At 68.7% G+C, this 23497-nt stretch carries 24 protein-coding genes; 9 read left to right on the plus strand and 15 right to left on the minus strand.

Features of this window, described 5'->3' with window-relative positions:
* The gene (locus tag ACG02S_RS24870; protein WP_394473196.1) at positions 1-432 is read right to left on the minus strand and encodes a TM2 domain-containing protein; all 432 of its coding nucleotides are present in this window, start codon (positions 430-432) and stop codon (positions 1-3) included.
* Positions 429-974: a GNAT family N-acetyltransferase gene (locus tag ACG02S_RS24875; protein ID WP_394473197.1), complete on the minus strand. Its 546-nt coding sequence runs from the start codon at positions 972-974 to the stop codon at positions 429-431. Before ACG02S_RS24875 ends, ACG02S_RS24870 begins: the two co-directional genes overlap by 4 nt.
* Positions 975-1154: 180 nt before the next feature.
* Here ACG02S_RS24875 and rpsP point away from each other — a divergent pair, with 180 nt between their 5' ends.
* From rpsP to ACG02S_RS24920, 9 genes are all read left to right on the plus strand, one after another.
* Positions 1155-1412: a 30S ribosomal protein S16 gene (gene rpsP / locus ACG02S_RS24880; protein ID WP_394473198.1), complete on the plus strand. Its 258-nt coding sequence runs from the start codon at positions 1155-1157 to the stop codon at positions 1410-1412.
* Between the two features lie 103 nt (positions 1413-1515).
* Positions 1516-2037, plus strand: a complete 522-nt coding sequence (gene rimM, locus ACG02S_RS24885; protein ID WP_394473199.1) for a ribosome maturation factor RimM — start codon at positions 1516-1518, stop codon at positions 2035-2037.
* Positions 2037-2777 (plus strand): tRNA (guanosine(37)-N1)-methyltransferase TrmD, encoded by a 741-nt coding sequence (gene trmD, locus ACG02S_RS24890; protein WP_394473200.1) that lies wholly within the window; start codon positions 2037-2039, stop codon positions 2775-2777. Before rimM ends, trmD begins: the two co-directional genes overlap by 1 nt.
* A 146-nt stretch (positions 2778-2923) precedes the next feature.
* Entirely contained in the window at positions 2924-3277 is a 354-nt protein-coding gene (gene rplS, locus ACG02S_RS24895; RefSeq protein WP_133604921.1) for a 50S ribosomal protein L19, read from the plus strand.
* A 64-nt stretch (positions 3278-3341) separates the two neighbouring features.
* Positions 3342-4028: a CoA pyrophosphatase gene (locus tag ACG02S_RS24900; RefSeq protein WP_394473201.1), complete on the plus strand. Its 687-nt coding sequence runs from the start codon at positions 3342-3344 to the stop codon at positions 4026-4028.
* Between the two features lie 23 nt (positions 4029-4051).
* The gene (locus tag ACG02S_RS24905; RefSeq protein WP_394473202.1) at positions 4052-5041 is read left to right on the plus strand and encodes a CobD/CbiB family protein; all 990 of its coding nucleotides are present in this window, start codon (positions 4052-4054) and stop codon (positions 5039-5041) included.
* A 6-nt stretch (positions 5042-5047) separates the two neighbouring features.
* The gene (gene cobT / locus ACG02S_RS24910; protein WP_394473203.1) at positions 5048-6073 is read left to right on the plus strand and encodes a nicotinate-nucleotide--dimethylbenzimidazole phosphoribosyltransferase; all 1026 of its coding nucleotides are present in this window, start codon (positions 5048-5050) and stop codon (positions 6071-6073) included.
* Between the two features lie 7 nt (positions 6074-6080).
* Entirely contained in the window at positions 6081-6842 is a 762-nt protein-coding gene (gene cobS, locus ACG02S_RS24915) for an adenosylcobinamide-GDP ribazoletransferase (RefSeq protein ID WP_394473204.1), read from the plus strand.
* The gene (locus ACG02S_RS24920; protein WP_394473205.1) at positions 6842-7375 is read left to right on the plus strand and encodes a histidine phosphatase family protein; all 534 of its coding nucleotides are present in this window, start codon (positions 6842-6844) and stop codon (positions 7373-7375) included. Before cobS ends, ACG02S_RS24920 begins: the two co-directional genes overlap by 1 nt.
* Here the strand turns inward: ACG02S_RS24920 and ACG02S_RS24925 are convergent.
* The 13 genes from ACG02S_RS24925 to ACG02S_RS24985 form a co-directional block, all read right to left on the minus strand.
* On the minus strand, positions 7350-9359 hold the full coding sequence (locus ACG02S_RS24925) for a S9 family peptidase (RefSeq protein ID WP_394473206.1): 2010 nt from the start codon (positions 9357-9359) through the stop codon (positions 7350-7352). The two genes, ACG02S_RS24920 and ACG02S_RS24925, sit on opposite strands and share 26 nt — an antisense overlap.
* Positions 9360-9460: 101 nt before the next feature.
* Positions 9461-10360, minus strand: coding sequence for a Tim44 domain-containing protein (locus ACG02S_RS24930; RefSeq protein WP_394473207.1), 900 nt, complete (start codon positions 10358-10360; stop codon positions 9461-9463).
* A gap of 59 nt (positions 10361-10419) precedes the next feature.
* Complete coding sequence (locus ACG02S_RS24935) at positions 10420-11124, minus strand: SDR family NAD(P)-dependent oxidoreductase (protein ID WP_394473208.1); 705 nt, start codon at positions 11122-11124, stop codon at positions 10420-10422.
* A complete protein-coding gene (locus ACG02S_RS24940; RefSeq protein ID WP_394473209.1) occupies positions 11125-11715 on the minus strand; it encodes a pseudouridine synthase in 591 nt (196 codons plus the stop codon).
* Positions 11712-12617: a DMT family transporter gene (locus tag ACG02S_RS24945; RefSeq protein WP_394473210.1), complete on the minus strand. Its 906-nt coding sequence runs from the start codon at positions 12615-12617 to the stop codon at positions 11712-11714. Before ACG02S_RS24945 ends, ACG02S_RS24940 begins: the two co-directional genes overlap by 4 nt.
* Before the next feature lie 55 nt (positions 12618-12672).
* A complete protein-coding gene (locus tag ACG02S_RS24950) occupies positions 12673-14160 on the minus strand; it encodes a hybrid sensor histidine kinase/response regulator (protein ID WP_394473211.1) in 1488 nt (495 codons plus the stop codon).
* A 107-nt stretch (positions 14161-14267) separates the two neighbouring features.
* The gene (locus ACG02S_RS24955) at positions 14268-14963 is read right to left on the minus strand and encodes a LamG-like jellyroll fold domain-containing protein (RefSeq protein WP_394473212.1); all 696 of its coding nucleotides are present in this window, start codon (positions 14961-14963) and stop codon (positions 14268-14270) included.
* 86 nt (positions 14964-15049) lie between these two features.
* Positions 15050-15541, minus strand: a complete 492-nt coding sequence (gene lspA / locus ACG02S_RS24960) for a signal peptidase II (protein WP_394473213.1) — start codon at positions 15539-15541, stop codon at positions 15050-15052.
* A gap of 14 nt (positions 15542-15555) precedes the next feature.
* Complete coding sequence (gene ileS, locus ACG02S_RS24965) at positions 15556-18378, minus strand: isoleucine--tRNA ligase (RefSeq protein ID WP_394473214.1); 2823 nt, start codon at positions 18376-18378, stop codon at positions 15556-15558.
* A gap of 74 nt (positions 18379-18452) precedes the next feature.
* On the minus strand, positions 18453-19481 hold the full coding sequence (locus ACG02S_RS24970) for a bifunctional riboflavin kinase/FAD synthetase (RefSeq protein ID WP_394473215.1): 1029 nt from the start codon (positions 19479-19481) through the stop codon (positions 18453-18455).
* A 22-nt stretch (positions 19482-19503) separates the two neighbouring features.
* Positions 19504-21504, minus strand: a complete 2001-nt coding sequence (locus ACG02S_RS24975) for a hybrid sensor histidine kinase/response regulator (protein ID WP_394473216.1) — start codon at positions 21502-21504, stop codon at positions 19504-19506.
* 93 nt (positions 21505-21597) lie between these two features.
* A complete protein-coding gene (locus tag ACG02S_RS24980; protein ID WP_394473217.1) occupies positions 21598-22338 on the minus strand; it encodes a pseudouridine synthase in 741 nt (246 codons plus the stop codon).
* Between the two features lie 29 nt (positions 22339-22367).
* A complete protein-coding gene (locus tag ACG02S_RS24985) occupies positions 22368-23495 on the minus strand; it encodes an acyl-CoA dehydrogenase family protein (RefSeq protein WP_394473218.1) in 1128 nt (375 codons plus the stop codon).
* Between the last annotated feature and the right edge of the window lie 2 nt (positions 23496-23497).

A 23497-nucleotide genomic window follows, 5' to 3' on the forward strand; every position in this document is an offset into this window, starting at 1 on the left:
TCAGGGTTCGGAGGCCTGCGACTCGAAGTAGCGTTGGGCGCTGAAGGCGATGGTCGCCATCAGCGCCGTGCCGCCGATGAACACGCACAGCACGACGCCGATGACCGCCGCCCAGCCGCCGGTGCTGGCCGGCTGGCCGGCATTGAAGCGCTCGTTCCAGCGCTCGTCCGGCATCAGGCCGTAGAGGATGCCGCCCAGCAGCGCCGCCACCAGGCTGGCACCCAGCAGAGGGATCAACAGCCAGGCCAGGCGATCGTCCTGGCCCAGTTGCTCCATGCGCTGCAAACCCACCAGTCCCAGCAGAGTGGGCAGTGGGAACAGCCAGCCCCAGCGATCCTTCAGGCCGTGCAGATAGAAGCGATGCAGGCCGAACACACCCACCGCCAAGGCCAGCCACGTTGCGACGGCCTTGTGTTTGACGGCGCCGCTCATGCCGCGGGCGCTTGCATGTCGCCGCTGCCGAGCTGGCGCTGCATCAGCACGACGTCCAGCCAGCGGCCGAACTTCCAGCCGGCGCTTTTCAGCACGCCGGTGTGCGCAAAGCCCAGCGCCGTGTGCACGCCGAGGGATCCGGCATTGGCCGCGTCGCCGATGACGGCCAGCATCTGGCGCGCGCCGGCTGCTTCGCAGCGAGCGATCAGCTCGGCCAGCAGCAACCGGCCCACGCCCTGGCCCTGAGCCGTTGGCGCCAGGTAGATCGAGTCTTCGACGCAGAACCGATAGGCCAGGCGCGGGCGGAAGTAGTTGGCATAGGCATAGCCCAGCACGACGCCGTCGCGCTCCGCCACGAGCCAGGGCAGGTGGCGGCCCAGCACTTCGGCCCGGCGGCGTCCCATCTCCTCGACGGTGGGCACCTCGGTTTCGAAGGTGCCTGTGCCTTCCAGCACGGCCTGGGCGTAGACAGCCTGGATGGCCGACAGGTCGGCGTCGGTGCTGGGACGTATCGTCAAGGGCTGGGCTGGGGGCTGTGACATCTGTGGGCTCAGGAACTGCAAAAAGTGGTCTCAAGCGAGTTTATAATGCTCGGTTTTGGCGCTGGTCGCAGATGGCTGCGGCGTATCTACAGAGCCTCCCCTGGCAGGGGTTCCTGCTATTCGACTTGCTCGCCCTGAGTGTCTCCTGGTGCGGTGGTCACCCAATTTTTAGGAAACATCATGGTTGTCATTCGTCTCGCCCGCGGCGGTTCCAAGAAGCGCCCGTTCTACAACATCGTCGTTGCCAACAGCCAGCAACGCCGTGACGGCCGCTTCATCGAGCGCGTCGGCTTCTACAACCCCGTCGCTTCCGGCTCGGCCGAAAAGCTGCGCGTCGCCCAGGACCGCGTGTCCTACTGGGTTGGCGTCGGCGCCCAGCTGTCGCCCACGGTCGAGCGCCTGGTCGGCGAGGCCAAGAAGGCCACGCCCGCCGCTTAAGGCAGTGGCAGGCAACAAGCCTCAGCAAGACGGCGCTTCGGCGCCGTCTTTTGCTTCCAAGGGCGCCTCGGCATCCGCTGGTGCGCCGTGGCCCGACGATCTGGTGCCGGTCGGCCGCATCCTGGATGCCTGGGGCATCAAGGGAGGCCTGAAGGTGCAGGCCTATTCGGTCGATGCGGACGCGCTGTTCAGTGCCAAGCACTGGTATCTGAAGTCCACCGGCCCCAAGCCGGGCCAGCTGCTGCTGGCGGTGCGCTCGGTGCGCGAGCAGGGCGAAGGCATCGTCGCAACAGCCGAGGGCGTGGACGATCGCAATGCCGCCGAGGCGCTGCGTGGCCACGAGATCTTCATCCCGCGCAGCGACTTCCCGCGCACGCCGGATGGCGAGTACTACTGGATCGACCTGATCGGGCTGGACGTCGTCAACCGCGAGTCGCAGGCGCTGGGCCGCGTCATCGGCCTCATCGACACCGGCCCGCACGCGGTGCTGCGCATCCTGCCGCCCGGTGTGGAAGAGCCGGCCAAGCCCGACCAGGAGCGGCTGATCCCGTTCGTGGAGGCGTTCATCGATGATGTGAGCCTCGAAGCGAAGCGGATCACGGTGGACTGGGGACTCGACTACTGATGCGTTTCGATGTCCTGACGATTTTCCCGGAGCTGTTCGCGCCGCACCTGACTCATGGCGTCACGCGGCGTGCCTTCGAGAGTCGTCAGGTCGACGTGCGCCTGTGGCCGCTGCGGGACTTCGCTGAGGACAATTACCGTCGCGTCGACGACCGGCCGTATGGCGGTGGGCCGGGCATGGTCATGCTGGCCGAACCGCTCGAACGCGCGCTGGAGGCCGTCAAGGCCGACCGCGCCGAGGCGGCGCCCGCCGTCATTCATTTCTCGCCCACGGGCCGGCGCATGGACCAGGCGCTGGTGCAGTTGCTCGCCTCGGGGCCTGGTGCCGTGCTGCTGTGTGGTCGCTATGAAGGCATCGACCAGCGCGTGCTGGACCGGCACGTGACTCAAGAGGTCAGTCTTGGCGACTTCGTGCTTTCCGGCGGCGAACTGCCCGCGCTGGCGCTGCTGGACGCCTTGGCGCGCCTGCAGGACGGCGTGCTGGGTGATGCGCAGTCGCACCAGCAGGACAGCTTCTCTGATGGTCTGCTCGACTGCCCGCACTACAGCCGGCCGGAAGTGCTGCCCGACGGGCGCGAGGTGCCGGCGGTGCTGATGTCCGGCCACCATGCCGACATCAGACGCTGGCGCCGCGAGCGTTCGCTGGCACTGACCGCGACGCGTCGGCCCGACCTCATCGAGGCGGCCCGCGCGGCCGGTCTGCTCAGCAAGGCCGACGAGGCCTTCCTTGCCAAGCGCTAGGCAAAACCCGCAATCCGGGATACATTAGCGGGCTGTCCGATCCTCTGGCGGTTCGAGTGGCGGTGCCGAATGCAACACAAATGCAAAACGGCAGCGCTGCAAACATCCCGATAAATAGCGTCCCGCCAAGATCCGTAGGAGTACAGATGAATCTGATCCAGACCCTGGAGCAAGAAGAAATTGCTCGCCTGAACAAGACCATCCCGGCCTTCGCCCCTGGCGACACCGTGATCGTCAGCGTCAACGTCGTTGAAGGCACCCGCAAGCGCGTGCAGGCTTACGAAGGCGTCGTCATCGCCAAGCGCAACCGCGGCCTCAACAGCAGCTTCATCGTGCGCAAGATCTCCAGCGGCGAAGGCGTGGAGCGCACGTTCCAGCTGTACAGCCCGCTGATCGCTTCCATCGAAGTCAAGCGCCGCGGTGATGTCCGCCGTGCCAAGCTGTATTACCTGCGCCAGCGCTCGGGCAAGTCGGCGCGTATCAAGGAAAAGCTGGCTTAATCAGCCGGTTCCTGACCGCGAAAGCCGCCTGGAGCAACGCTCTCGGCGGCTTTTGTGTTTGTGCATGAAACAACGTTCCGTCATCACCCAGCCTCAGCTTGTGCCGGTCACAAGCGTCGACAGCCACCTGCCTGCAGTTCCGTCTGAAGCATTGACGGCCGATGCCCTCCGCGCGCAATTGGCTGCCCGGTCGGCCTGGACGCCAGAGTTCGCCGGGGATGGGAGTGCTTTCGGCGACCGCGAACCCGCGGGCGCTGCCGTGCTGGTGCCGCTGGTGCAGCGTGACCAAGGTCTGTCGTTGCTGCTGACGAGGCGTGCCGATCAACTGCGCAACCACGCGGGCCAGATCAGCTTCCCCGGCGGTCGCGCGGAGCCGGTCGACGACGGCCCCGTCGCCACTGCACTGCGAGAGACCGAGGAGGAGATCGGTCTGTCCCGCGACCGCATCGAGGTCATCGGGCAGTTGCCGGTCTACTCGACCGTCACGGCCTTTCAGGTCACACCGGTGGTCGCGTTGGTCGAGCCCGGCTTCACGCTGACGCTGGACCCGTTCGAGGTCGCCGAGGCCTTCGAGGTGCCGCTGGCCTTCCTGATGGACCCGGCCCACCACCGCCATCATGTCGTCGAGTTCGCGGGCGCCGAGCGGCGGTTCCTGTCCATGCCCTGGCAGGGGCCCGAGCGCGAGTACTTCATCTGGGGCGCGACGGCCGCGATGTTGCGCAACCTCTACCGACTTCTGATGGCGGGCTGATCGCGCCACTATCATCCCGGCCCATGAATTTCTTTGCGGTCCTGCTGGCCCTGTTGTGCGAGCAACTCAAGCCCCTGAGGCATGGCAACCGCGTGCATCAGTCCGTCATCGGCTGGGTGCGCTGGACGGGTCGGAACTTCGATGCGGGTGCCGAGCACCATGCCGCCGTCGTCTGGGTCATTACGGTGCTGGTGCCCGGCCTCGCCGTGGCGCTGCTGTACTGGGGCCTGCGCCATTTCAGCGTGCTGCTGGCCCTGGCGCTCAATCTGCTGGTGCTCTACGTGACTCTGGGCTTCCGGCAGTTCAGCCACTACTTCACCGACATCCGCGACGCGCTGGAGCGCGGCGACGACGCGACCGCGCGCCAGCTGCTGGCGGAGTGGCGGCACCTGGATGCCAGCGAGCTGCCGCGCACGGAGCTGATCCGCCACGTGGTCGAGCACTCGTTGCTGGCCGCGCACCGGCATGTGTTCGGCGTGTTCTTCTGGTTCATCGTCTGTTCGACCCTCGGGCTGGGCCCGGCTGGCGCCGTGGTCTACCGCATGGCTGAGTTCGCCAGCCGCTACTGGGCGTTCAAGAGCCGCACGCTGGACGCCCCGACCAACACGCGGCTGCTGGCGCTGTCGCGGCAGGCGTTCGTGTTCATCGACCACGTGCCCGCGCGGCTGACGGCGACCGGCTTCGCCATCGTCGGCAACTTCGAGGAGGCGGTGAACGCTTGGCGTCGCGACGCAAAGCTGTGGCTGCATCCCAACGAAGGCATCATCCTGGCGTCGGCCGCTGGTGCCGTCGGGCTGCAACTGGGCGGGGCGGCCGCGCCGGGCATCACGCCGGATCGCAGCAAGACCTTTGATGCCGGTTCCGAGCCCGAAGCCACCGGCGCTGCCGGCTCCACCGCGGGTGAGCCGCCGCAGCTGGGTCATCTGCAGAGCGTGGTGGGCCTGGTGTGGCGTTCGGTCGTGCTGTGGATGCTGCTGCTGGCATTGCTGACGCTGGCCAACCTCGTCGGCTGAGTCCGCATGAAATTTCCTGATCTGCCGGCGCTCGCCGAGCCCGGCCTCGCGACGCGCGTCCAGCACGCGCTCGACCACAAGACCAAGCCGTTGGGTGCGCTGGGTCGCATCGAGGTGCTGGCGCTGCAGCTGGCGCTGATCCAGGGCGTCGAGCGTCCGGCGCTGCGCGAGCCTCAGCTGGTCGTCTATGCGGCCGACCATGGCCTGTCGCGGCGCGGCGTGTCGGCCTATCCGCGTGAGGTCACGCCGCAGATGGTGACCAACATGCTGGCGGGCGGCGCGGCGGTGTCCGTGCTGGCGCGCCAGCAGGGCCTGGCGCTGAGCATCGCAGACTGCGGTGTCGATGCGCCGCTGGCCGTCGGTGCCGTGGATCTGCGCATTGCTGCAGGCACGGCCGATGCGAGCGCCGGCGCGGCGATGAGGTCCGATCAGGCGCAGCAGGCGCTGCGCAACGGGCTGGCGCTGGTCGAGCGCCTGCCCGGCAACGCGCTACTGCTGGGCGAGATGGGCATCGCCAACACCTCGTCGGCCAGCCTGCTGATGCAGCGGTTCACGGGTTTGCCACTGGCGGACTGCGTGGGCCGTGGCACGGGGCTGGACGACGCCGGCCTGGCGCGCAAGCTCGCCATCCTGGGCGACGCGCTGGCCGCGAATGCGTCGGCCCGCGCTCCGCTGGAGATCGCCGCGGCGCTGGGCGGCTTCGAGATCGTCACGATGGCCGGCAGCATCATCGCCGCCGCGGCACAGCGCCGCGTGGTCGTTGTCGACGGCTTCATCACGACGGCGGCCGTCGCGTTGGCGGAAGCGCTGCGGCCCGGCGTGCTGGCGGCCTGCGTGTTCGCGCATCGCTCGGCGGAAGGCCCGCATGCGCGCTGGCTGCGGCACCTCGACGCACGACCGCTGCTGGATCTGGACCTGCGCCTGGGCGAGGGCACGGGCGCGGCACTGGCCTGGCCGCTGCTGACGGCCGCCTGCGCACTGCTGGCCGACATGGCCAGCTTCGACAGCGCCGGCGTCAGCAACCGGACTTAGGGCGGACGTGCGCCTGTTTCTCGTCGCGCTGCAGTTCTTGACGCGACTGCCGGTGCGCATGAACCGCTTCGAGGCCGCCTGGTTGAATGACTGCGTGCGCCACTTCCCGCTGGTCGGCGCGTTGGTGGGCGCCGTGGGGGCTGCGGTGTTGGTGGGGGCGTCGCAGTTGTGGCCGGCCTGGATCGCGGCTGTGCTGGCGTTGGCGGCGACCATCGCGCTGACCGGTGGCTTCCACGAAGACGGGCTGGCTGACACCTTCGACGCGCTGGGTGGCGTCGTACCGCGCGACAAGGCGCTGGCCATCATGAAGGACTCGCGCATCGGTAGCTACGGCGCGCTGGCGCTGGGCCTGAGCCTGCTGCTGCGCGCCGCGCTGCTGGCCGTGCTGGCCGAGCGGCCGATGGGGGCCGCAGTCGCCGCACTGCTGGTCAGCCACACCTTCGCGCGGGCGGCGGCGGTGGGTGTCATGGTCAGCCTGCCGTACGGCGGTGATGTGGACCATGCCAAGGCCAAGCCGCTGGCACTGGCCGTGGCACCGCGCAATGCCGCGATCGCGTTGGGCTGGTGCGGTCTGCTGGCGCTGGGCCTGGGCATGTGGGGCTTGCCGCCACAGCGGTTGCTGCTGGGACTGCTGGCTGCGGTGCTGGTCGCGTGGATGATGCGCCAATGGCTGAAGCGCCGCCTCCGGGGCTACACCGGCGATGGCCTGGGTGCCACAGAGCAACTGGCCGAGATCGCCGTGCTGCTGGCCTTCACCGCAGCGCTGTGATGGTGGCGTTCACGATCTGGCGCCACCCGCAGCCGCAGGGGGCCGAGGGGCGCTGCATCGGCGGCCGCACGGACCTGCCGGTTGATGCACGCAAGGCCAAGCGGTTGGCGCACCGCATCCGTGCTCACGCGCGCCGCAACGGCCTGCCGCGTGAGGTCGTCACGTCGCCGCTGCGGCGAGCCGCAGACGTGGGGCGATGGTTGAAGCGCTGGGGTTTCGTCTGGCGGGTCGATGCGGCGCTGCGCGAGCTGGACTTCGGCGCCTGGGACGGCAAGTCCTGGCACGACATACCGCACGCTGAGTTCGACCGCTGGATGGCCGGCTTCGACGGCTTCGATTTCGACGGTGGCGAGTCGCTCGTCGCGCTGCTGTGCCGCGCCGCCGTGTGGCAGCCGCTCTGCGCGTTGGCTGTGGGGCATGGCGGCTGGATCACCGCCCGTGCGTGGCAAGGCTCGCAAACGCCGACGCCGGCCACGTGGCCGGCGCCATTGCGTTACGGCGAACGGTTTACTTCAGCACCGTCTGCTGCATGAACAGCACCGTCGCGTAGAACTGGAAGTCCTGGTTGTCCTTCTTTTGGAAGCCATGGCCCTCGTTCTCGCCGCGCAGATACCAGACCGGCGTGCCGCCCTTGCGCACGGTCTCGACGATCTGCTCGGCCTCCGTGTAGGGCACGCGCGGGTCGTTCTTGCCCTGGATGACGAAGAGCGGCTTCTTGATCCTGCCCGCGTTGGTCAGCGGCGAGATCTTCTCCAGGTGCGCCTTCATGGCCGGGTCGCGCTCGTCGCCGTACTCGACGCGGCGCAGGTCGCGGCGGTAGCTCTCGGTGTTGTTCAGGAAGGTCACGAAGTGCGAGATGCCGACCACGTTGATGGCACCGGCAATGCGGTCGGCGTAGTTCGTCGACACGGCCAGCGTCATGTAGCCGCCGTAGCTGCCGCCGGTGACCAGCACGCGTGACGCGTCCAGGTCGGGTTGCGTGGCGATCCAGTCCAGCAGCGCACCGATGTCCTTGACCGAATCCTCGCGCTTGAAGCCGTTGTCCATCGCCAGGAAGCTCTTGCCATAGCCGCTGGAGCCGCGCACGTTGGGCTGGATCAGCGCCATGCCCAACTCCTGCACGTAGTAGGCGTTGCGGCCCAGAAAGCCGAAGGTCGCCTGCGACTCGGGGCCGCCGTGGATGGAGATCAGCACCGGCCGCTTGCCCGTGAACTTCTTGGGCGGCGGTGTCATCAGGCCGGAAATCATCGTGCCGTCAAAGCTCTTCCAGCGCACGATCTTCTGCTCGCTGAAGCCCGACGTGTCCATGCCCGGCGCCGCTGACGCCTTAGTCCACTGTTGCACCTTGCCGTCCGTGCCCACCGAGTAGATCTGGCCCGGGCCCTGCGCATTGCTGATCGAGACGGCCAGGTCGCCGCGACCGCGGTGGTAGCTGGCGCTGCCAATGTTGCCGTCGGGCAGCTTGGCGTTCAGCGGCTGTTCCTTGCCGGTGGCGTCGAACAGGCGCAGCTCATCGCGGCCATCCACGTTGAACTGAGCGGCCAGCTTAGTGCCGTCCTCGGTCAGCGTGACGCCGCTGACGTCCCACGGGATGTGGCTGCTGACGCGGGTGAGGACGCCCGGCTTCGAACCTGCGAGGTCCATCTTCATCAGCTCGCGGAACTCGCCAGCGCGATCACTGGCGATCCACATCGAGCGGCCATCCGGCGCCCAGCCGGCGGGCGAGTAGGTCGCCTTGGGTTCCGTGCTGCCGGGGGCTGGCGCCACCTGGCGTGTGGCGCCGCTGGCCACGTCCAAGAGCCAGATCTGCGATTCGTTGGCCGACAGGTACCGTGTCAGCGACACGGTGCCTTCATCCGGCGACGGCCGGCCAGCTGCCCAGCCGCCACCGTCCAGCTCGGCCAACTTGCGGCGGTCTTTGGGCTTCTCAGGGTCCATCAGCCACAGCGTGGTTGTGATCTTCGTGCGCGTGCCGCCTTGTGCGGTGCGGTCGATGGGCACGGATGAATAGATCAGCTGGCCGCTCTTGCGCAGCCAGGTGTTGACGGCGTGGCGCTCGTCGGGGCTGGTCAGCAGCACGGGCGGGGCGCCGGCAGGCTCCAGCGGCAAGCGGTAGATCTGGCCCACCTCGTTGCCACCCGCCGCACGCTCGAACACGATGTACTTGCCGGTGCGCGGCTCGTAGGTCGCGCGCGTCACCGGGTCGGGGCCGTCGGTGAGCTGCTGGCCTTCGCTCAGCGGCGAGGTCACGCGGAAGATCTGCGCGGTGTTGGCGCCAGCCTTGCGGTGGCTGACCAGCATCTCGTGCTGGGTCGGGTGCCAGTCGGAGAACGCATGGCCGCGGAAGTCGTTGTAGCGGCCAATGGCGTCGGCCAGGGTCTGCGGCACCGGCGGAATGCCTTGCACGACCAGGTTGGCATTCGGCGTGACGAAGGCGGTGGGCGCGGGCGTCGGGGTGGACGCGCAGGCAGCGAGCACGGCGGTGGCCAGCGCGCAAACGGAAAGACGAAGAGTCATGGAAGCCTCAAAAGGAAATGGGCGCTTGAAGCGCCCATTTTGAAGCCGGTCGGACTACGGTCTAACCCGGCGTGTCGTTCGTCACACCTGCTGGCATGTCGTCAGGCGGTCTGCTGGATGCCAGCGATCAGCCAGCCCTGGCCGGACTGCACCAGGTGCCAGACCTCGTCGAAATCCGTGGCCGCCTGCTCGCTCTGCTCGCGCACCAGGCCCCAGAAGCGCACGGAAACGATCTGCTCGCCGTTCTCGGTCGTCACGTCCACGACGCTGGCATCCAGCTGCAGCACCTCGGTGCTCTGCGTCTGGCCGTTGCGCTCCAGCAGGTCGGTCTGGATGCTGGCGTACATCTGCGGCGTCGTGAAGCGGCGCAAGTCGGCCTGGTCGCCGGCATCGTTGGCGGCCTGCAGGCGGATGAACACCTGCTTGGCGATCTTCTCGAAACCGGCGGCGTCGAAGTCGGCGGGCACGGCACCCGCCGCGGCTGCAGTGGCAACGGGCGCGGCACTGCCCTGCGGCTGCCAGGCCGCCTGGGGCTGCGACTGCGGTTCGACAGGCATGCGGAAGTTCGCACCGCCGGCGCCCGCACCGGCACCGGCCAGCTGCGCGCCGGCCTTGGGCTTGGCGAAGCGGCGCACCAGGAAGCCGATGACGACGAAGGCGACGATGCCCAGCAGCAGCATGGTCATGAAGTTGGCCAGCTCAGCACCGAAGCCGAGGTGACTGGCCAGCGCGGCCAGGCCCAAGCCGGCGGCGAGGCCAGCGACGGGGCCCATCCACGAGCGCTTGGGCGCTGCCGCGGCGGCGCCCGCAGCGGGTGCCGCGGCCTGCTTGGGGGCCGCCTGTTGCGGCGCGGCCTGCTGGGCGGGCGGGGTGTTGGGCGTCGTCTGCGTGGGCGTGTTGCGCTTCATGCCGCCACCGCCCAGGCGCTTGGCCTCGGCGTCATGGATGGGCAGGGCGGCAGCCAGCACGGCGGCCAGGCTCATGGCAATGATGCGGTTCACGGCAAGTCTCCAGGGATTCAGGGGTCTGGCCATCAAGGTGACGGCGAGGATCAGGATTTTCAAGTGTCTCGAATGTCGCACACAACGGTTTTTCCGAAGTCTGGCCGCATGAGAAAGCGAACTATGGACTCTGCAGTTGCCTCAGCCGTCTGCAACTGGCCGCCATCCTTCAGCCCCTGGAAGCGCGCCTGCTCCGGGAAGCTCGCCGGGTCGGCGCCGCGCAGTTGCACCTGCATGTCGGTATCGATGACGCCGGGCGCCAGCGACGCGATGCCGACGTCAGGCGCCTCCAGCGCCAGCGCGCGGCTGAGGTGGTCCAGCCCGGCCTTGACGGCGCAGTAGCTGGCGCTGCCGGCCATGGCACGGCGGCCCAGGCCGGACGAGATGTTCAGCAGACGCCGGGTCGGCACGCTGGCCGTTTCGGCCAGGAACACGCGGCTGAGCAGCGCGGGCGCCTCCAGCCCGACGCGCAGCGCCGCCGATAGCTGCGCCAAGTCAGTGGCGGCCAGCGGGCCGGGTTCGCTCAGCAGCGCGGCGTTGTTGATCAGCGTGGCGCTGTGCCAGCCGGTGTGGGCCCGCAGCCAGGCCTGCAGCCGTTCGGCGGCGGGCAGCGGGTCGGCGAGGTCCAGCGCCCATTGCTCGGCGGGCAGCGCTGGGTCGGAGCGGCGCGCGATGCCGATGACCGTGTTGGCGGGTTGTGCGAGCTGGCGGGCGAGTGCGGCGCCGAGACCGCGCGAGCTGCCGGTGATGACGTAGAGATGCATTCAGAACTCCGGTGGCGAAGTGAAGTGATGGCCGGCAACGCGCAGTTCGCTGGCGTGCAGCAGCAGCCGCGGGCTGGCGGTGGCGATGACGGGCGCGGCATACAGCGAGTCGCCCACGATGTCGTGGCCCAGCGACGCCATGTGCACGCGCAGCTGGTGACTGCGGCCAGTCAGCGGCTCCAGCGCGACGCGCGTGTGAGGGCCCGCATGGCCAAAGACGTGCCAGCGAGTCTGCGACGGCTTGCCCTTTTCATGGTCCACCTGCTGGCGTGGACGGTGGGGCCAGTCGGCGGCCAGCGGCAGGTCGATGAGGCCTTCGCCTTCCAGACGGCCGGCCACCACCGCGACGTAGAGCTTGCCCACGCGGCGCTCGGCAAAGTCGGCGCTCAGCTCGCGCTGCGCGACCGGCCCGCGCGCGAACATCAGCAGGCCGGATGTGGCCTGGTCCAGCCGGTGCACGACGAGGGCGTCGGGGTACAGCGCCTGCACCCGTGCGCTGGCGCAGTCGGGCTCGGTGCGTCCCGGCACGCTGAGCAGGCCGGCGGGCTTGTCGACGACGACCAGCCGGTCGTCCGCATGCACGATCTTCATCCGCGCGATGACACCCAGATGCCCGCCGCGATCAGCGCGAACGCCGCACCGTGATACCAGGCCGGCATCTGGCCCAGCAGGGCCGCTGAGATGATGGCGGCGAACACCGGCGTCAGGTTGACGAAGAAGCCCGCCAGCGCCGGCCCGGCCTCGGCCACGCCCAGGCCCCAGCAGCGGTAGGCGATCAGCGACGGGCCCACGGCCACATAGACGAGGGCGGCGACCAGCGCCGGGCTCCAGTGAATGGCCGCAGGCGCGACGACCTGCTCCATGCCTGCCGACACGCTGGAGAACACCACACCGAAGATCAGCTGCGCCATCAGCGCTTCGGCCCAGTTCCAGTCGGGCTTCTCGCCGGGACGCATGCCCGGTGCGGGCCGGGCCAGCATCCACGAGTAGATCGCCCAGGTGAAGATGGCCACCAGCATCAGCAGGTCGCCCGGCACGAAGTGCACGGCCAGCAGCGCGGCTGGGTCGCCGCGCGCGATGACCAGCGCCACGCCGGCCAGCGAAAGCACGGCACCGGCCAGCTGGCGGCGTGTCGCCTTCACGCCGTAGAAGACTGCGCCCACGCCCAGCATCCACACCGGCATGCTGGCGGTGATCAGCGTCACGTTCAGTGGCGACGAGGTATGCAGTGCCAGGTATTGCAGCGCGTTGTAGCAACCCATGCCGAGGAAGCCCAGCCCCGCCAGCCCCCGCCAGCGCGACAGGGCCTCGCGTGGGTTGCGCAGCAGTCGGTGTGCCAGGGGTGCCAGCAGCACGAAAGCCATCCCCCAGCGCAGCGCGTTCAGCGTCAGGGGCGGGATGTCGTGGCGCACCACGCGGCCGACGACCGCATTGCCCGCCCACAGCAGCGGCGGCAGCGTCAGCAGCAGGGACAGGCGGGGAGTCAGCGTCATCGACAACGGCGGGCAGCGCAACGGGCTGGCACGATAGCCGACCTGGCCGCAGGCCTCACGCCAGTTGCATCTCGCGAGCCAGCGCGATCTCGAAGCTAAAGCACGAGCCCACACCCGGCTCGCTTTCGACAGTGATGGTACCGCCCATCAGGTCCACCAGGCGTTGCACGATGGTCAGGCCCAGCCCCGTGCCGCCGTAGCGCCGCGTGATGCTGCCATCGGCCTGCGTGAACGGGTCGAAGATCTGGCCGATCTGGTCGCGCGTCATGCCGATGCCGGTGTCCGTTACAGCCACGCGCAGCCGCAGGCGCTTGGGCTGGTCGCCTTCGCGCATGTCCGCCAGCGTTATCTCGATGCGAACCTCGCCGCGCTCGGTGAACTTCAGCGCGTTGCCTATCAGGTTGATGAAAACCTGGCGCAGCCGCACCGCGTCGCCGACCAGGCGGTGCGGCACGCCGGGCGACACGAAGGCGTGAAGGCGGATGCCCTTGTCGTGGGCCTGCAGCAGCAGTGGCTGCAGCGCTTCGCTCAGGCAGTCGTGCAGCACGAACGGCTGCTCGTCGATGAGGATGCGGCCGGCCTCGATCTTGGCCACGTCCAGCAGGTCGTTGATGATCGTCATCAGGCCCTTGGCGGACTGGTGGGCCATGGAGATGAAGCGGTGCTGGCGATCCGTCAGCTCGGTCGTCTGCAGCACCAGCTCGGTCAGGCCCAGCACGCCGTTCATGGGCGTGCGGATCTCGTGGCTCATGTTGGCCAGGAAGCTGCTCTTGGCCTGACTTGCCGACTCGGCCGCCTCGCGTGCTGCCACCAGCGCGGCCTGGCTGGCTTTTAGGTCGGCGATGTCGTGGGCATTGAGCAGCAGTGTCGTGTCGCCGGTGACCGGGTCGCGCATCGGGCGCGTGTCCAGCGCATGCCAGCGTGGGCCGGCCAGCGTCAGCAGCTCCACATCCTGGCTGCAGGCCTCGCCGCGCTGCACGCGCGACATGATGCTGACGGCGTCGCGCGCATGGGCGAACAGCCGGGTGAACTCATTCTCGCCCGGCGCGGGCGGCGCGTCGCCGAAGGTCAGCGCGGCGGCGGGGTTGCGCATCAGCAGTTCGCCCGCGCTCGCACCGGCCAGGCCGAACACGGCGATGCAAACGGTGGTGTGCTGCAAGGCCTCGACGCCACGCAGCACGGACAGGTCCGCGCCGCCGCCCAGCGAGTCAGCGGCGAACAGCATGACCTGACGGCGGTCCGGCGTACGCATGCCGCGCGACACCAGCATGACGGTGGTGGGCTCACCCTTGGGGTACAGCGTCCACTGCTCGCGGACGATGCGGCCGCGGGCGTGGTCGGCCGCCGTGACGGCCAGGCGCTCGCGCACGGCATCGCCGTGCTCCGTGAAGTCGCGCGACAGGAACTCCTCGGCGCTGTCGGCATGCCAGAAGCGCAGCGCTGCGGCGTTGGCCCACAGGTTGCGCCGTTGGTCGGGGTCAAAGACCCACAAGGGAACGTCGAGCCAGTCGTAGTGGCCCAGGCTGGCGAAGTCGAGGAGCATGGGGGAGGCGTGAGGCGGGCGATTGTCACCGCTGGTCACAGCCTCCCGACCCGGCGCGCGTGAACTAGTGCGCAGCCTCCCGGCGCCGGCGCGCGACGCCTCTAGCGTCAGGCGCGGCGGCGGCGCAGCAGCGCGAACAGGCCCAGGCCGGCGGCCGCCATCAAGCCGGTGGCGGGCTCGGGCACCGGGCTCGCCAGGCTGGCGACCTCGACGGCGCTGAGCGCGCTGTCGTAGATGCGCAGGTAGTCGATGCTGCCGGCGCTGACCTCGCCGCTGACCGCCGTGTCGTCACGGAAAAAATAGGCGATGGCGTTGCCGCTGCTAAAGGTGGCGCGCTGGGCCGCGTCGTCGATCTGGAACTGCTGGGTGCCGTCGACATAGCCCGTCAGCAGGCCGGCGGCATCGCGGGTCAGCGTGACGCGGACTTCCTGGCCCGCCGCGAACGCGCCCGAGGGGCCGGTGGTGACGGGATAGAAGTTCAGACCGGTGTTCAGGTTGTAAAGCCCGGCATCGACGGTGAGGTTCTTGAAGTCGACCAGCCGGCGGTAGCCGCTGACGGCATCGAGGCTGACGGCGAAGTCGAGCGTGTAGACGTTGGCGTTGACCGCGCTTTCCAGCGAGAAACCCTGGTTAGCGCCGAAACTGTAGCGGCCGGCGCTGGTCGTGAAGTTGCCACCGAACGTCGTGAGCGACGAACCGCCGAACAGGTCGGTGCCGTCGTTCATCAGGTAGACATGGGTGGGCGATGCCGCTTGCGCGAGGGCCGCAGTGGAAAGGGCAAGGGCAGTGATCAGCGAGCGCATGGAAAGCCTCCGTGGACAACGGCCGGCAGCGTAACGGCTGCACCTGCCCGGTCGTGTCCCTCGGTCGAGGGGCATTACGCTCGACGTCACCCCCGACGCACCCGTCTTAGCTCGTCGACGATCAACAGCACGGCGCCCACGGTGATGGCGCTGTCGGCGATGTTGAAGGCCGGGAAGTACCAGCCGCCGGCATGCAGCTGGATGAAGTCGACTACATAGCCGTGGATGGCGCGGTCGATGACGTTGCCCAACGCGCCGCCGAGGATCAGCGTCAGCGCCCAGGCGAACAGCCGCTGCTGGCCGTGGCGGCGCAGCATCCAGATGATGAAGGCGGCTGCGGCCAGGCCCAGCACCAGGAAGAACCAGCGCTGCCAGCCCGACGCCGTGTGCAGGAAGCTGAAGGCGGCGCCGTAGTTGTGCGCGCGGACCAGGTTGAAGAAGCCCGTCACCGGGCGCGCGTCACCGAGCTGGAAGGCGCCGATGACGAGGATCTTCGTGAACTGGTCGGCCACGATGATGAGCGTGGCGATCAGCAGCCATTGCGCGAGGCTGGGCGAGGCGGAGGAGCGTGGGGGCATGGTCGTTCTCGGAGTCAGGCGAAGTGGCGCGTCTCGCCGGCGCCGTGCAGGTTGCTGTCGCAGCGGCCGCAGATCGTCGGGTGCGCTGCGATGCTGCCGACATCGGCGCGGTAGTGCCAGCAGCGCTCGCACTTGGCGTGGCTGCTGGGCGTGACGACGACGCCGAACTCCGCTGCCGACAGCAAGTTGACGGCCGAAGTGATGAACACGAAGCGCAGGTCGTCACCCAGGCTGGCCAGCAGCGCCTGGTCCTGCTCGTTGACCTGCAGCACCAGCTCGGCCTGCAGCGAGGCGCCGACGGCGCCGGTCGTGCGCACGGCCTCGATGGCCTTGTTGACCTCGTCGCGGATCTCGTGGATGCGGCTCCACTTGGCCAACAGGCCAGTGTCGGTTGCGCCGAAGTCCCAGTACTGCTCGGTGAAGATGGATTCACCCTCGCCAAAGATCGCCCACGCTTCCTCTGCGGTGAAGCTCAGGAACGGCGCCATCCAGCGCAGCATCGCGTTCGTGATCTGCCACAGCGCGGTCTGCGCCGAGCGGCGGGCCAGCGACTTGGGCGCCGTCGTGTAGAGGCGGTCCTTCAGCACGTCCAGGTAGAACGCGCCGAGGTCTTCGGAACAGTAGACCTGCAGCTTGGCGACCACCGGGTGGAACTCGTAGCGCTCGAAATGGCCGAGGATCTCGGCCTGCAGTTCGGCCGCGCGGGCCAGCGCGTAGCGGTCCACTTCCAGCAGCTGATCGGCCGGCACGGCATCGGTCGTGGGGTCGAAGTCGCTGACGTTGGCGAGCAGGAAGCGCAGCGTGTTGCGCACGCGGCGGTAGCTGTCGACGACGCGGGCGAGGATCTTGTCGTCCAGACCCAGGTCGCCGGAGTAGTCGGTCGCGGCCGTCCACAGGCGCAGGATCTCGGCGCCGTACTTGTCCGACACGGCTTGAGGTGCCACGACGTTGCCGACCGACTTGCTCATCTTGCGGCCTTGGCCGTCCACGACGAAACCATGCGTCAGCAGGCCGCGGTAGGGCGCGCGGCCGTACAGCGCGCAGGCGATCAGCAGCGACGAGTGGAACCAGCCGCGGTGCTGGTCGTGGCCTTCGAGGTACAGGTCGGCTTCGGGGCCGGTCGCGTGCGCAGCGCCCTTGTGGCTGCCCTTGAGTACGTGCTCGAACGTGGAGCCGGAGTCGAACCACACGTCCAGGATGTCGTTGCCCTTGGTGTATTGCTCGGCCTCAGCGCCCAGCCATTCGGAGGCGTCCAGCTTGGACCATGCCTCGATGCCGTTGGACTCCACCAGCTGCGCGGCGCGCTCGATGAATTCCAGCGTGTTCGGGTGCGCCTCGCCCGTGTCCTTGTGCAGGAAGATAGGCAGCGGCACGCCCCAGCTTCGCTGACGTGAGATGCACCAGTCGGGCCGGCCGGCGATCATGTCGTGCAGGCGTGCGCGGCCGTTCTCGGGGTAGAAGCTCGTCGCCTCAATGGCGGCCAGTGCCGTCTTGCGCAGGCTGTCCGGCGCCTTGTCGGTCGTGAACAGACCGTCGCCTTCGTCCATGCGCACGAACCATTGCGCCGCCGCGCGGTAGATGACGGGCGTCTTGTGGCGCCAGCAGTGCGGGTAGCTGTGCGTGATCTTGCTCTGTCCCATCAGGCGGCCGGCATCTGCCAGGGCCTGCGCGATGATCGGATTGGCCTTCCAGATGTGCTGGCCGCCGAACAGCGGCAGGTCGGCGGCATAGGTGCCATTGCCCTGCACGGGGTTCAGGATGTCGTCGAAGGCCAGGCCGTGGGCGACGCAACTCTGGAAGTCGTCCAGGCCATAGGCGGGCGCGGAGTGGACGACGCCAGTGCCGTCGTCGGCAGTCGCGTAGTCGGCCAGGTAGACCGGGCTTTCGCGGTCGTAGCCGGGGTGCACGTGAGCCAATGGGTGCTTGAACTTCAGCAGCTCCAGCGCGCGGCCGGGCACGGTGGCGACGACGCTGCCTTCCAGCTGCCAGCGCGCCAGGCACTTCTCCACCAGCGCCTCGGCGACGACGAAGTAGCCCTTGGGCGTGTCGACCAGCGCGTAAGGCAGCTCAGGGTTCAGGTTCAGCGCCTGGTTGGCCGGGATGGTCCAGGGCGTCGTCGTCCAGATGACGGTGAAAGCTTCCTTGGTCAGCGGCGCGACGCCGAAGGCGGCGGCCAGCTTCTCGCGCTCGGCGCTCAGGAAGGCCACGTCGACCGCGGGCGATTGCTTGTCCCCGTACTCGATCTCGAACTCGGCCAGCGACGAGCCGCAGTCGAAGCACCAGTAGACGGGTTTCAGGCCGCGGTAAACGAAGCCGCGCTCGAACAAGCGCTTCAAGACGCGGATCTCACCGGCCTCGTTGGCGAAGTTCATTGTCTTGTACGGGTTGTGCCACTCGCCCAGTACGCCCAGGCGCTTGAAGTCCGTGCGCTGGCCGTCGATCTGTTCGGTGGCGTAGGCACGGCTCTTGGCCTGCACCTCGTCGCGCGGCAGGCCGCGGCCAAAGGTCTTCTCGATCTGGTTCTCGATCGGCAGGCCGTGGCAGTCCCAGCCGGGGATGTAGGCAGCGTCATAGCCGGCCAACTGGCGCGCCTTGACGATCATGTCCTTCAGGATCTTGTTGGCCGCGTGGCCGATATGGATCTGGCCGTTGGCATAAGGCGGGCCGTCGTGCAGCACGAACTTGGGCGCGCCGCAGCGCGCGTCGCGCAGACGCTTGTACAGGCCTTGCTCATCCCAGGCCTTCACCCAGCCCGGTTCGCGCTTGGGCAGGTCGCCGCGCATCGGGAAGGGCGTGTCGGGCAGGTTGAGCGTGGAGCGGTAGTCCGGGGTGGTCATGGCGTATGGCCAGACGAGAGGTCTGGCGATTCAGAAGGCGGGGAGGGCGACGACGAAGAGCGGCAGGCGCCGCTTCAAATTCGGTCGCGCGTGGTCTGGCGGCTGACCTGGGCGTGCGAGGCGGCGTGGGTGGCCAGGAAGGCGCGCGCTGCCGCCGTGTCGGCCGCGATGGCAGCCGTCAGCGCTTCCAGCCCGTCGTACCGGGCTTCGTCACGAAGTTTGTGCAGCAGTTCCACGCGGGCCAGTTTACCGTAGCCCCCCTCCGCGCCCAGGGGCCAGGCCAGGCAGTGGACCTCCAGCAGCACGCGGCCGGCGTCCTCGATGGTGGGCCGGTTTCCGAGGCTGGCAACGCCAGGCAGCGGCGTCGGTGTCAGGCCATGCACGTGCACGGCGAAGATGCCGTGGGCCGCCGGCTTGTCGTGCGGGAAACGCAGGTTCAGCGTGCGAAAGCCGTCGGCGGCGCCAGGGCTGGATTCGCCGAGTTGCCGGCCCAGCTTGCGGCCGTGCGTGACATGACCCGAGATGGCATACGGCCGGCCCAGCAGCGCGGCCGCCGCAGTCATGTCGCCTGCGGCCAGCGCATCGCGCACGGCCGAGCTGCTGACGCGCAGCCCGTGCACTTCGTAGCTCATCATGCGGGCCACGTCGAAGCCCTGCGCCTGGCCGGCGGCGTCCAGCGTCGCGTAGTCGCCCTGGCGCTTGGCGCCGAAGCGGAAATCGTCGCCGACCAGCACATAGCGCGCCCCCAGGCCTTGTTGCAGCACCTGGCGGATGAAGTCCTGCGGGGGCAGCGAGGCCAGCGCCTCGTCGAACGGCAGGATGACGACCTGGTCGACACCGCAGCGCTCCAGCTCGACGAGCTTGTCGCGCAGCGTGGCGATGCGGGCGGGTGCTAGTTCGGGCTTGCCGGCCTTGGCGGCGAAGAAGTCGCGCGGGTGCGGCTCGAAGGTCATCACGCAGGTCGGCAGGCCGCGGTGACGGGCCTCGGACTGCAGCAGCGCCAGCATGGCCTGGTGGCCGCGGTGAACGCCGTCGAAATTGCCGATGGTCAACGCGCAGGCGCGCGCAATGCTGGGATGGTGGAAACCGCGGAAAACTCGCATGCCGGATTATCGCGGCCCCGCTTTACAGGAAGGCCAGGGCCTCGCGCACGCGCGCCACCAGATCCTCCAGCATGCGCTCCTTGTGCAGCACGCTGCTGACGCCCAGCGCGGCGGCCTGCTGCGCCAGCGCGTCGCTGACGTAGCCGGAGCTGATCAGCACCGGCAATGCCGGATGGTGATCGCGCACGGCGCGGGTCAGCGACAGCCCGTCTGCATCGGGCATGTTGAAGTCCGTCACGAGCAGTGCGACTTCTTCGCCTCGCGCGGACAGCGCCGTCAGTGACTGCAGCGCCTCTGCCGCGCTGCTGCAAAGCTGCACGCGGTAGCCCGCACGGTCGAGCAAGGCCTGCACGGTCAGGCGCATCACGTCGTCGTCGTCAACGTAGACGATCAGCGGGCGACCGAACGCCGGCGTGTCGTCCGGCAGGCCCGCCCATTCGGAACTGGGCGCTTCCGCCGGACTGGTCTGCAGGCAGGGGAGGTCGATGATGAAGCGGGTGCCGCGGCCGAGCCGGCTTTCCACCTGGATGGCGCCTTGGTGCGCCAGCACGATGCCGTGCACGACGGACAGCCCCAGGCCGCTGCCCTGGCCCACCGGCTTGGTGGTGAAGAAAGGTTCGAACACGCGCGCCTGCGTGGCGACGTCCATGCCGCTGCCGTTGTCGGTCACGGTCAGGCGCACGTAGTCGCCTTCGGGCAAGTTCGGCAGGCCAGGTGCGGACGCCCGCAGCTGCAAGCGCCGCAGATCCACCGTCACGCGGCCGCCACCGGGCGGCAGCGCCTGCACGGCGTTGGTGCACAGATTCATCAGCACCTGCTGCATCTGTGCCGCGTCGGCCTTGACCCACAGCGCGGCTTCGTCATGCGTCAGCACCAGTTCGACGCCGGCCTGGCGACTGGCCAGCAGCAGGCCCAGCGCATGGCGGGCCTCTTCCACCAGCTCCACCGGGTGCATCTCGAGTGCCTGGCGACGGCTGAAGGACAGGATCTGCTGCACCATGCGCCGCGCTCGACGCCCACTGCGGCCGATCAGGTCCAGCTGCACCAGCGCCGGGTGGGTGGCGGGCAGGGTCTCGCGGGCGAGGTTGACGTTGGCGAGCACGGCGCCGAGCACGTGGTTGAAGTCGTGCGCGATGCCGCCGGCCATCGTGCCCAGCGCCTCCAGTTTCTGCGCCTCGCGCAGCCGCGCTTCCAGCTGCTGGCGCTCGGCCTCGGCGGCGATGTGTTCGCTGAGGTCCACGTCGACGCAGTAGAGCTGCGCCTCGCCGGACAGGCTGCGCTGCATGGTGTGGCTGGAGAAGACGTGCACCGCCGAGCCATCCTTGTGGCGCAGCACCAGCTCTTCCGCAGGCACCGACACGACACCGGACGCCAGCCACTGCCGCGTGCCCTCGATGACCAGCTCGCGCATCTCGGGCGGGATGATGAGATCCTCCAGCTGGCGACCGATGGCTTCTTCGCGGGTGTAGCCGTACAGCCGCTCGCTCGCGCCGTTCCAGAAGATGACGCGGCGCTGGCTGTCGTAGCCCTGCACGGAAACGCGTTCCAAACCTTCTACCAGCGCCCGAAAGCGCGTCTCTGTCTCTGCAATGGCCTGCTCGGTCTGGCGCGCCGAGGTGATGTCCTGGCAGATGCCGTTCACCCGCACCACCTCGCCGCTGGCGTCGCGCGCGGCCTGGGCGCGCAGGCGCAGCCAGCGCAGCCCCTCGGGCTGCCTGACCCTGAAGCTGTGTTCCATCCAGTCGCGTGACCACAGGCAGGCGGCCAGCGCATGGCGCAGGCCTTGCTGGTCGGCGGGCTCGGTGTGGCTCAGCGCGGCGGACCAGTCCATGCTGCCGCCCGCCGGCAGTCCCAGCATGAGGGCGGCCTGTGGCGACAGCGTCAGCTGCATGTCCGGCGTCGTCAGCGTCCAGGTGCCCAGGTCCAGCATGCCGGTGGCCAGCTGCAGCAGGTGCGCAGCCGGTGAAAGCTCGGCGATCGCCACAGGCGGCGCGCCCTGATCCGGTTCGGCGTGGATGGCCATCTGATTCTCCCTGACGCACAGACTAGACGAAGCCGAGCCCGAAAGCAGCCTCGGGGCCATACCGGCAGCCCGGATTCTGTGAACCCTGACCCGTCAGGACGCAGTGATGCTGGCCGGGTCCACCCAGCGCCAGTGGCCCGGCTCCAGGTCGACCGGCAGCACCAACGCGCCGAACTGGGGGCGGTGCAGGCGCTCCACGCGGTTGCCGACGGCGGCCACCATGCGCTTGACCTGGTGGTACTTGCCTTCAACCAGCGTCAGCCGCAACAGCGTTTCGTCAACGATCTCGGCACCTTCGGCGCAGGTGATTTCGGGTGGTCGCTGGAACTTGCCGGGGAGCTTGCCTTCAGGCTCCTTCAGCTCTACGCCGGCCAGCAACTGCTCGACCATGGCCGCCGTCAGCGGGTGCTTGCAGCGTGCCTCGTAGACCTTGGGTACGTGGTGCTTGGGCGAGGTCAGCTTGTGGATCAGCGCGCCGTCGTCGGTCAGCAGCAGCAGGCCGGTGGTGTCTTCGTCGAGCCGACCGATGGGCTGCACGCCACGCTCGCGCAGCGGCGCGGGCAGCAGGCTCAGCACGCTAGGGTGGTGCTTGGGTTTTTGTGAACACTCGTATCCGGCTGGCTTGCTCAGCATCACCACGGCCTTGTCGTGGAAGGGCCAGACCTGCCCACCCACTTCAAACTGCAGGCCTGCCGTGTCGAACTCGGCCCAGGGCTCGTCGACGACCTGGCCGCCGACCTTGACCTCGCCATGCGCGATCAGGCCGGCACACAGGCGGCGGGTGCCGAAGCCTTGGGAGAAAAGGATCTGGTCGAGTCGGAGCGGTTTGGGCATGCCCCGATTGTCGGTTGTGGCCCGGCGCCTCAGGCGAACACGCCCGCGGTGTCTTGCATGCGCCGGCTGACCTCGCCGAGGTGGTGCAGCGTGTCACCCCACTGCATCTCCATGACGGTCAGGCGTTTGAAGTAGTGGCTGCCGGCGTACTCGTCCGTGACGCCGATGCCGCCGTGCAGCTGCGTGCACTGTTGGCCGACGAACCTCATGGCGTTGCCGAGCTGCACCTTGGCCTGCGACAGCGCGCGGCGGCGCATGGCGGGAGCATCGCCCAGGCGCAGCGTGGCGTAGTAGCTCATGGAGCGGGCCAGCTCCAGCTGCATCTTCACGTCGGCGATGCGGTGCCGTAGCGCCTGGAAGCTGGCGATGACGACGCCGAACTGCTTGCGCGTGTTCATGTACTCGACCGTCATCGCCAGGTACTGCTCCATGACGCCCACGGCTTCGGCCGCTTGCGCGGCGATGCCGATGTCGGCCGCCAGTTCCAGCAGCGCCAGGCCCTCATCGGGGCCGGCAATGAGTTGCGCGGGCGTGTTGTCGAAATGGACCTCAGCGGCCCGTGAGCCGTCGTACAGCGAGTAGGGGCGCGTGTGAACGCCCGTCGCCTCGCGCTCGACGAGGTACAGCGCCACGTCATGCGGCGCGTCTTCGGCGCCCGACACACGGGCCGGCACGATGAAGGCGTCAGTCACGTCGCCGGCCGGCACCAGGCTCTTGACGCCGCTCAGCTTCCCGTCGACGGCGCGGCTAGCCACCTGGTTCAGTCGGTAGCGCGAGCGGGGCTCTTGGTGCGCCAGCACCACCAGAGCTTCGCCGCCGGCGATGCGTGGCAGCCACGCGGACTGCAGCTCAGCGGGTGCGTGCTGCAACACGGCGGGGGCGATCAACGCGCCCTGGACGACGGGCTCCAGCACGAGGCCGCGGCCCAGTTCCTCCATGACGACCATGGCCTCCACCGCGCCGAAACCCAGCCCACCATGCGCCTCCGGCACAGCCAGCGCCGTCAGGCCCAGGCCGGCCAGCCCCTCCCAGGCCGCGCGGTCGAATCCGCCTGTCCGCGTGGTCTGCGTCCGGCGCTCGAACGTGTAGTCCTTGTCGACGAAGCGGCGCACCGCGTCACGCAGGGCCTGCTGGTCTTCCGTGAAATCGAAATCCATGT

Origin of the sequence: Pelomonas dachongensis, assembly GCF_043555865.1 — a bacterium.
Classification (GTDB): Bacteria; Pseudomonadota; Gammaproteobacteria; order Burkholderiales; family Burkholderiaceae_C; genus Pelomonas; species Pelomonas dachongensis.

Excerpts from the sequence above, each read along its gene's own strand:
- ACG02S_RS24955 (WP_394473212.1), bottom strand. The coding sequence starts at position 14,963 with ATGCGCTCGCTGATCACTGCCCTTGCCCTTTCCACTGCGGCCCTCGCG.
- rpsP (WP_394473198.1), top strand. The coding sequence starts at position 1,155 with ATGGTTGTCATTCGTCTCGCCCGCGGCGGTTCCAAGAAGCGCCCGTTC.
- trmD (WP_394473200.1), top strand. The coding sequence starts at position 2,037 with ATGCGTTTCGATGTCCTGACGATTTTCCCGGAGCTGTTCGCGCCGCAC.
- ACG02S_RS24970 (WP_394473215.1), bottom strand. The coding sequence starts at position 19,481 with ATGCGAGTTTTCCGCGGTTTCCACCATCCCAGCATTGCGCGCGCCTGC.
- ACG02S_RS24945 (WP_394473210.1), bottom strand. The coding sequence starts at position 12,617 with ATGACGCTGACTCCCCGCCTGTCCCTGCTGCTGACGCTGCCGCCGCTG.
- ACG02S_RS24985 (WP_394473218.1), bottom strand. The coding sequence starts at position 23,495 with ATGGATTTCGATTTCACGGAAGACCAGCAGGCCCTGCGTGACGCGGTG.
- lspA (WP_394473213.1), bottom strand. The coding sequence starts at position 15,541 with ATGCCCCCACGCTCCTCCGCCTCGCCCAGCCTCGCGCAATGGCTGCTG.
- ACG02S_RS24905 (WP_394473202.1), top strand. The coding sequence starts at position 4,052 with ATGAATTTCTTTGCGGTCCTGCTGGCCCTGTTGTGCGAGCAACTCAAG.
- ACG02S_RS24975 (WP_394473216.1), bottom strand. The coding sequence starts at position 21,504 with ATGGCCATCCACGCCGAACCGGATCAGGGCGCGCCGCCTGTGGCGATC.
- ACG02S_RS24950 (WP_394473211.1), bottom strand. The coding sequence starts at position 14,160 with ATGCTCCTCGACTTCGCCAGCCTGGGCCACTACGACTGGCTCGACGTT.
- ileS (WP_394473214.1), bottom strand. The coding sequence starts at position 18,378 with ATGACCACCCCGGACTACCGCTCCACGCTCAACCTGCCCGACACGCCC.
- rplS (WP_133604921.1), top strand. The coding sequence starts at position 2,924 with ATGAATCTGATCCAGACCCTGGAGCAAGAAGAAATTGCTCGCCTGAAC.
- ACG02S_RS24980 (WP_394473217.1), bottom strand. The coding sequence starts at position 22,338 with ATGCCCAAACCGCTCCGACTCGACCAGATCCTTTTCTCCCAAGGCTTC.
- ACG02S_RS24875 (WP_394473197.1), bottom strand. The coding sequence starts at position 974 with ATGTCACAGCCCCCAGCCCAGCCCTTGACGATACGTCCCAGCACCGAC.
- ACG02S_RS24935 (WP_394473208.1), bottom strand. The coding sequence starts at position 11,124 with ATGCATCTCTACGTCATCACCGGCAGCTCGCGCGGTCTCGGCGCCGCA.
- ACG02S_RS24900 (WP_394473201.1), top strand. The coding sequence starts at position 3,342 with ATGAAACAACGTTCCGTCATCACCCAGCCTCAGCTTGTGCCGGTCACA.
- ACG02S_RS24870 (WP_394473196.1), bottom strand. The coding sequence starts at position 432 with ATGAGCGGCGCCGTCAAACACAAGGCCGTCGCAACGTGGCTGGCCTTG.
- cobT (WP_394473203.1), top strand. The coding sequence starts at position 5,048 with ATGAAATTTCCTGATCTGCCGGCGCTCGCCGAGCCCGGCCTCGCGACG.
- ACG02S_RS24940 (WP_394473209.1), bottom strand. The coding sequence starts at position 11,715 with ATGAAGATCGTGCATGCGGACGACCGGCTGGTCGTCGTCGACAAGCCC.
- ACG02S_RS24920 (WP_394473205.1), top strand. The coding sequence starts at position 6,842 with ATGGTGGCGTTCACGATCTGGCGCCACCCGCAGCCGCAGGGGGCCGAG.
- ACG02S_RS24925 (WP_394473206.1), bottom strand. The coding sequence starts at position 9,359 with ATGACTCTTCGTCTTTCCGTTTGCGCGCTGGCCACCGCCGTGCTCGCT.